Here is a 6,527-nt window from a genome sequence, read left to right as displayed (position 1 = left end):
TTTTCGCGCCTCCAGGGCGCCCGGCCACGGGCCCGATGATTTGGACGATTCCGCGTGGAATCCGGCCCCCGGGATTGGCGCGGAACCGCCCAAACGTCGGCCGGGCGGCGGGGTGGGCGGCGGGGCGGGCGGCGGGCGGCGGCGCGGTGCGTTGGGCGGGGCGGGCAGACTGGTGGGGTGGGTGAGATCGAGGAGGTCGCGGGGGCCTGGCAGGTGATGATGAGTCGGGTCGCGCCCGACGCGTCGGCGGCGGACGTCGGCGCCCTGGGCGCGAGGCTGCTCGGGCGGTGGGGCGAGGAGCACCGGCACTACCACGACACGGCGCATCTGGTCGCCGTACTGAAGACCATCGACGAGTACGCCGACGCGGCCGAGGACGCGGACGCTGTACGGCTGGCCGCCTGGTATCACGACGCCGTCTACGACCCGCGCGCCGATGACAACGAGGCCGCCAGCGCGGCGCTCGCGCGTACGGAGCTGACCGGCCTCGGCGTGCCGGCGGCCACGGTGGCCGAGGTGGTGCGGCTGGTGGAGCTGACCACCGGCCACGCCGTCGAGCCCGGCGACCGCAACGGGGCCCTGCTCGCCGACGCCGACCTGGCCATCCTCGCCAGCCCACCGACCGCCTACGAGGCGTACGCGGCCGCCGTCCGGCGCGAGTACGCCCATGTTCCTGACGACGCGTTTCGCGCGGGCCGCGCCGCGGTCCTACGGCGACTGCTCCGTCTGCCGCGGCTGTTCCACACACCGGAGTTGGCCGCCCGGGCCGAGGCGGCCGCCCGCGCCAACCTCGAAGAAGAATTGATCTGGCTTAACCGAAATGTTATGAATTGAGCCCTTTGGCGTTTTGGTAGTGATACAACGACCATGGCACCGTTTATTACGTTTGTGAATTTCAGTCGGACTGACCTCACATCGGACTAGGCGCGCTGCCGGGTGGACGTATCGGCGCGAGGGGGCGCGGACCATGGTTCGACGACGGCGTAATGACCGGCGACGTATCCGGTGGGCGCTGATTGCCGTGGCTGTCGCGGCAACGCAGGCTCCGGCTCTCTGGATGGACACGGCACCCGCGGTCGCCGCCGCGGGCACGCCCGGGGTGCCGCAGCCGCCTGTCGTGGTGTTCCACGAGGACTTCGAGAACACCACCACCACCGTGCCGCTGCTTCTCACGAGTTACGTCGGCACCGATGACGAGACCTACACCGCCAACCAGGCGTGGTTGACGAACTGCAATGGAATGATCGTCAACTACAGCATGACGGTCCGGCCCGCGAACTGCACCGGTGGCCCGCAAGGGCTGCGGGCCCTGCGTTCCATGGCCTACGCGCTGGGCAACCTGAGCAGGGCCGCGAACTCCGCGACGAACAACGCGTTGTCGGCGTACACCGACACGGGTGGCGACGTGGCGGTCAACCCGGGCGCAGGGCTGATCCAACTGCAGACGAAAGAGTCCATCCCCCTGTCGGGAACGGGGAAGCGGTATCTGACCACCGCCATCGACGTCTCCTCGGTGAACTGCCCTGTCAACGCCCCGAGGTTGCAGTTCTCACTGCTCAGCGGCGCCACCGTGTACCCGGTCGGCGGCGAGATCAACAGCTGCACCGACCCTCGCGGGCGGCCGGAGGTGGTGCCCAACCCTGACAGCCCGGACGCGACCACGGCCGTACGCGTGGGGACCTACACGTCGTCCGGGGCGATCCCGTTCGTCGGGTCGTCCGTGGACATTCGACTGGTGAACAACGAGGGCCTCGGGCTGGGCAATGACGCGGCGCTGGACAACATCGTCCTCTACGACGTGACGCCCCAGCTGGACAAGGCTTTCAGCCCGACCACGGTCACGGCGGGCCAGTCAGCGACACTGACCTTCACGATCACCAACACCAGCGACCTGCTGGCGAAGCCCGACTGGTCGTTCACCGACGCGCTGCCGACGGGAATGACGGTGACGACGACGCCGGCCACCACGACCTGCACCAACGGCGATGTCACGGCAGTGGCCGGCGGGACCTCGGTGAGCGTGAGCGGCGACCTGGATGATCAACAGGTGTCGTGCACCGTCACCGTCCACGTCACCGCACCGGCCGGTCACTACGTCGACGGGAAGGCCAACGTGACCACCGAGGGGTTGCGACCGCCGGCGAACACGGAGATCGACTTCGTTCCTGTCATCACGCTGCGCAAGTCCGGCACGCTGAACGGTTCCGGCGACAACGGCGGCCCCGATGTCGGCGATCCGGTCACGTACACGTTCGTGGTCACCAATCCGGCGTCCAACGGCGTGACGCTGTCCAATGTGGCCGTGAACGACCCCCGGGTGGGCCCGGTGTCGTGCCCGGCCACCCCCCTGCCCGCCGGACAGTCGGCCACGTGCACCGCCACGTACACGCTCACGCAGGACGACATCGACGCCGGAGAAATCAACAACACCGCCTCCGCGACCGCCGACGCGCCTGAGGGCGTCACCGACCCCGGACCGGCCACCGACGCTGCGATCGTACCGCTGGCCCCGGCCTCGGCGATCACGCTGACGAAGTCGGTTCAGCCGACCATCGCCGCCAGGGCCGGCGACGAGGTCGAATACAGCTACCTGGTCACCAACACCGGCAACGTGACTCTCCACGCCATCTCGGTCGCCGACACCGCCTTCTCCGGCACCGGCACCCCACCGACTATCACCTGCCCGGTCACCTCGCTCGCACCCGACGTCTCGACCACCTGCACGGCCACCTACACCGTCACCCAGGCCGACGCCGACGCCGGCCAGGTCACCAACACCGCCGTCGCGTCCGGCACCCCGCCGAGCGGTCCCGCGGTAACCTCGGCGCCGGACCACATCACGCTCACCATCCCGAGAAGCGCCGGGCTGGGGCTGACCAAGACCGCCGGCCAACCGACCGACGCCAACGGCGACGGGCGTATCGATGCCGGCGACACGGTCAGCTACGAGTTCCTGGTCACTAACACCGGCAACGTCACGCTCACCAACGTCGCCATCGACGACCCCACCGTCGGCACCGTTACCTGCCCCACCACGACCATCGTCCCTAACACCCCGGTGACCTGCACGGCCACGTACACGCTCAAGCAGGAGGACCTTGACGCGGGACGGGTGGACAACATCGCGACCGTCACCGCCAACGCGCCTGAGGGCGTCACCGATCCCGGGCCGGCCACGGACGGCGGTTTCGTCCTGCTGACCCCGGCTCCGGCGATCACGATGGTCAAGTCGGTCCAGCCGACCACTGCCGATGAGGCCGGCGACGAGGTCCAGTACAGCTACGTGGTCACCAACACCGGCAACGTGACCCTCAACCCCGTCTCGGTCGCCGACACCGTCTTCTCCGGCACCGGCACCCCACCGACCGTCACCTGCCCGGTCACCTCGCTGGCACCCACCGTCTCGACCACCTGCACGGCCAGCTACACGATCACCCAGGCCGATGTCGACGCCGGCCAGGTCACCAACACCGCCATCGGGTCCGGCGCCCCGCCGACTGGCCCGGCAACGACGTCACTACCCGACAACGCCACCGTCAGCATCGACAGGAACGCGGCATTGATCCTGACGAAGACGGCGCTCCAGTCGGCCGACGAGAACGCCAGCGGGCGGGTAGACGCCGGCGACACGATCACCTTCAGCTTCCTCGTGACCAACACCGGCAACGTCACCCTCAGCAACATCACCATTGACGACCTCACCGTCGGTGCCGTGACCTGCCCGACCACACCCATCGCGCCGGACATGTCGCTGACCTGCACCGGCACGTACACCCTCACGCAGGACGACATCAACAACGGGAAGGTCGAGAACACCGCTACCGCGACCGCCACCGCACCGGAAGGTGCGACCGACCCCGAACCGGATAGCGACTCCGAAACGACGCCGATCACCCAGGCCCCGGCGATCACCCTCGTCAAGACGGCGAACCGTACCGGGCTGACGGCCGGGGACACCGTCACCTTCACCTTCACGACGAGCAACACCGGCAACGTGACCCTCACGGACGTGCGCGTCGACGAGACGGCGTTCCACGGCGCCGGCACGCCGTCGGCGCTGTCGTGCGACCACGCCGCACCCGTCACGCTCCAGCCGGGCGAGGCGCTCGTCTGCACGGCCACCTACCGCGTCGCGCAAGCGGATGTCGACACGGGTCAGATCGGGAACGAGGCCACCGCCACCGGTACCCCACCCAGCGGCCCGGACGTGAGCGACAGCGCAGGGGTGAAGATTCCACAGACCGCGCGGCCGGCCCTCACGATCCGGAAGCGGGCGAGCGTCCAGGACACCGGGATCCGGTACGAGTTCGTCGTCGCCAACACGGGCACGGTCACCCTGACCGGCGTCGCGGTGCGCGACCCGCTGTTGGCGGGTGCCGGGATCGCGGTCACCTGCCCGACCACGCCGCTGTCGCCCGGACAGGCCATGACCTGCCGCGCGGAGGCCCCGTACGTGGTCACTGACGCCGACGTGGCCGCCGGGCAGGTGCGCAACACCGCGGTCGCGACCGGGATCGAACCCGTCGGCGACACGGTGACCTCGCCGCCCGGCACGTTGAGCACGCCGGTCGCCGCACCGGTGCTGCCGGTGACCGGGCAACCGGTCTGGCGATTCGTGGCAGCGGCGCTGCTGCTGCTCGTCGCCGGGACAACGCTCCTGGTGGCCGCGCACGCGACCCGTCCCGGGCGGGTCTAGACGGCGGCGCGCACGTCCGGCGCGCCGAGGCGGGCCGCGTCGGCGGTGAGGTCGTCGGGCATGCGCTGCGACTCGCGTTCGGCGGCGACGCGGGCCAGGTAGTTGTCGACCTCGCTGGCCCGGCGCTGCGCCGACCAGCCCAGCTCGTCACCGAGGATCGCCGCCACGTCCAGCGCCGAGCGCTCGCCCCGGTGGCTGGTCTCGACGGAGATGCGCGTGCGGCGGGTCAGGGCGTCCTCGACGTGCAGGGCGCCCTCGGCCCGGGCGGCGTAGGCGATCTCGGCGGCCAGGTATTCCGGCGCGCCGGCCAGCGGGCGGGCCAGGTCGGGTCGGGCGTCGATGAGCGCCAGGACCTCCAGCGCGGCCGAGCCGTACCGCTCCAGTAGATGTTCGAAAACGCCCGCCGAGACGTTGTGGCGGCGGGCCACGTCGGCGCGGTTGGTCCACAGGCGCTGGTAGCCGTCCGCGCCGATGAGTGGCAGGTCGGCCGTGCGTGACGGCGGCACCTGATTGCCGAGGCGGCGCGCCGCCCGGTCGACGACGTCGGCGGCCATGACCCGGTACGTCGTGAGCTTGCCGCCCGCCACCAGCATCAGGCCGAGCATCGGCTCGACGACGGCGTGCTCGCGCGACAGTACGGACGACGACTCGTCGCGGCTGTGCGGGCGCCGGCCGGGCCGCGCCTCGGCGGCGAGCAGCGGGCGCAGCCCGGCGTACACGCCCTCGATGTCGGCGGGCGACAACGGCCTGTCCAGCACCGCGTTCACCTGATCCAGCAGGTAGGCGATGTCGTGCTCGTTGGCGGCCGGGTGCGCCCGGTCCAGGGCCCAGTCGGTGTCGGTCGTCCCGATGATCCAATGGGCGCCCCACGGGAGGACGAACAACACAGACGTGGGAGTACGCAGGATGAGCCCCGACTCGCCCGTGATCGCCGAGCGGGGCACCACCAGGTGCACGCCCTTGGAGGCGCGTACCCGCAGCCCGGCCCGCACCGGCGGCCCGCCGGGACCGGCCAGCATCTGGGTCAGGTCGTCGCTCCACACCCCGGTCGCGGCGATCACCGTGCGGGCCGCGACGTCGAACTCCACATCGGACTCCCGGTCGCGTACCCGCACGCCGGTGACCTCGCGGGCGTCGCGCAGCAGGCGGACGACCTGGGTGCTGGTCAGCACCGCCGCGCCGAGGCTCGCCGCTGTCCGGGCGAGCGTGGTGACCAGCCGGGCGTCGTCGACCTGGGCGTCGTAGTAGCGGATCGCGCCGCCGACCGCGTCCTCGCGCAGTGAGGGGAAGATGCGCCGGACCGCGCCGGCGCTGAGGTGCCGGTGCAGCGGCATCCCCCGGCGGCCGAGCCGCGCAACTCCGGCGAAAACATCATAAAGGGCCACGCCCGCGCCGTAGTAGCCGCGCAGGGCCGCGCCGCGCAGCCTGTCGGCCGGCAGCGGCACGAGGATCGGCACGGGGCGCACCAGGTGCGGGGCGAGCCGCGTGGTGAGCAGGCCGCGCTCCCGCAACGCCTCATGGACCAGCCCGAACTCCATCTGCTCCAGGTAGCGCAGGCCGCCGTGGACCAGTTTGCTCGACCGCGACGACGTGCCGGCGGCAAGATCAGCGGCCTCGACGAGGGCCACGGACAGCCCCCGGGACGCGGCGTCGAGCGCCGCCCCCGCCCCGACCACGCCGCCGCCGATGACGAGCACGTCGAAGCGCTCGTTCCGCAGCCGCGCCAGGTCGGCCTCGCGGCGGCCAGGGGACAGTCGCGCCGCGGTGAACCGCGACACCGCCGGATCACGCACCCTCCCACACTAGCGGGCCAACGATCCGGGGTTGGTCT

At 71.1% G+C, this 6,527-nt stretch carries 3 protein-coding genes; 2 read left to right on the top strand and 1 reads right to left on the bottom strand.

The features are described from left to right. Positions 1-177: 177 nt before the first annotated feature. Together ABD191_RS13670 and ABD191_RS13665 are read left to right on the top strand one after the other, a co-directional pair. Positions 178-834, top strand: a complete 657-nt coding sequence (locus ABD191_RS13670) for an HD domain-containing protein (protein ID WP_344081142.1) — start codon at positions 178-180, stop codon at positions 832-834. Between the two features lie 223 nt (positions 835-1,057). Then, entirely contained in the window at positions 1,058-4,696 is a 3,639-nt protein-coding gene (locus ABD191_RS13665) for a DUF7507 domain-containing protein (RefSeq protein WP_344081139.1), read from the top strand. Here ABD191_RS13665 and ABD191_RS13660 read toward each other — a convergent pair. Beyond that, entirely contained in the window at positions 4,693-6,474 is a 1,782-nt protein-coding gene (locus ABD191_RS13660; protein ID WP_344081168.1) for a glycerol-3-phosphate dehydrogenase/oxidase, read from the bottom strand. The two genes, ABD191_RS13665 and ABD191_RS13660, sit on opposite strands and share 4 nt — an antisense overlap. Positions 6,475-6,527 lie beyond the last annotated feature (53 nt).

The organism is Luedemannella helvata (assembly GCF_039528415.1).
Classification (GTDB): domain Bacteria; phylum Actinomycetota; class Actinomycetes; order Mycobacteriales; family Micromonosporaceae; genus Luedemannella; species Luedemannella helvata.
This window is presented reverse-complemented; position numbering and strand designations above follow the sequence as displayed.